Source organism: Alcanivorax sp. UBA3183 (assembly GCF_002364155.1).
In the GTDB taxonomy this organism is placed as follows: Bacteria; Pseudomonadota; Gammaproteobacteria; order Pseudomonadales; family Alcanivoracaceae; genus Alcanivorax; species Alcanivorax jadensis.
In genome coordinates, this window is sequence record NZ_DEXN01000029.1 from 2,077 (window position 1) to 3,459 (window position 1,383).

Below are 1,383 nucleotides of genomic sequence, written 5' to 3' on the forward strand. Positions count from 1 at the left end.
CAGGATTCGAACCTGCGACCCCTACGTCCCGAACGTAGTGCTCTACCAGGCTGAGCTATATTCCGAGTTCGCTGGCGCATTCTAGCAGCGAAATTGCAAAATGCCATACCTAAATAGGTGTCGCCCGGCTGTTTGCGCAGAATCTGGCCAATAGCCAGCAGGGCAGGCAGAATGCGCGCTCTGATCGATCGGCAAGCAGGAATGGTATGACAACAATTGAGCACCCCTGGGGCGAATTGACCCTGCAGCGCTGGCCCCGTCGCCGGAATGAGCCTCTGCAGGCCTGGGACAGTGCCGACCTTTACCTGTTGAAGACTCTCAAGGAACGTCATGCCGGTCCGGTAACGCTGGTGGTCAACGATCAGCAGGGGGCACTGGCTTTGGCAGCAGGCCGCCATGGGCCAGTGGTCAGCAGTGGCGATTCTTACATGGCCAGCCGGGCACTGACCCATAACTGCCTACTCAATGAGCTGCCGGAGCCGGGAGCCACCCTGTGGCCGTTTGATAACCTGTCGCAAGCCCCTGATCAGGTGGTCATGCGGGTGCCCAAATCTCTGGCGCTACTGGAATGGCAGCTGCAGTGGCTCAGTGAGCAGCTGGCGGGCGGCACACCGGTCTGGCTGGCGGGCATGGACAAGCACCTGCCTCGTCAACTGGTGCCCTTGATGGAGCAGTACCTGGGCAAGGGCCGGGCGGAGCTAGGCTGGAAGAAGGCACGCCTGTTCAGTGCGACGGCGCCCGGTGAGCGGCTCGCAATCGCCCCGTACCCCACCCAGGTGGAGGGTCCCATGGGGCCGTTGACGGTCCACGCCGGGGTGTTTGCCCAGCAGCAGCTGGATATCGGGGCGCGGTTTTTCCTGGCCCATCTTCCCGGCAGTCTGACGGCGGGGGCGAAGGTGGCAGACCTTGGCTGCGGCAACGGCGTGATCGGACTGGCACTGCTGCAGGCCCACCCGGACAGTCATCTGGTGTTCTGCGACGAATCCTGGCTGGCCCTGCAAAGTGCCCGTGACAATGTGGCCAGGTATTACCCGCAAAGTACCAGCGAATTTCATCTCGGTGATGGTCTGGCCGGGTGCGATGCGCGTTTTGATCTGATCCTTCTCAACCCGCCGTTTCATGAAGGGCATGTGGTCGGTGATCACGTGGCGCGACGCCTGTTCCGACAAGCGAAGCAGGCGCTGAACGCTGGGGGGGAACTGCGGGTGATCGGTAACCGCCACCTGGGCTACCACAAGCTGTTGGGCAAGCTGTTTACCAAGGTGGAGGTGCTGGGCAGCAACCAGAAATTTGTTGTCTGGGGTTGTTCGTAGGACGCACTGAGCCGAAGGCAAACTGCTCCGACCCAGTGCCTGAATGATGCAGTTCGCCTTCGGCTCAGTG

1 protein-coding gene is annotated in these 1,383 nt (G+C 61.5%); it reads left to right on the plus strand.

The window, feature by feature from the left end; genetic code table 11:
* Nucleotides 1–206: 206 nt before the first annotated feature.
* Complete coding sequence (locus tag B3Q33_RS10590; RefSeq protein WP_286827523.1) at nucleotides 207–1,313, plus strand: methyltransferase; 1,107 nt, start codon at nucleotides 207–209, stop codon at nucleotides 1,311–1,313.
* Nucleotides 1,314–1,383 lie beyond the last annotated feature (70 nt).

Bases quoted from the DNA above. Each gene is read 5' to 3' on its own strand.
- B3Q33_RS10590 (WP_286827523.1), top strand. From the start codon at position 207: ATGACAACAATTGAGCACCCCTGGGGCGAATTGACCCTGCAGCGCTGG.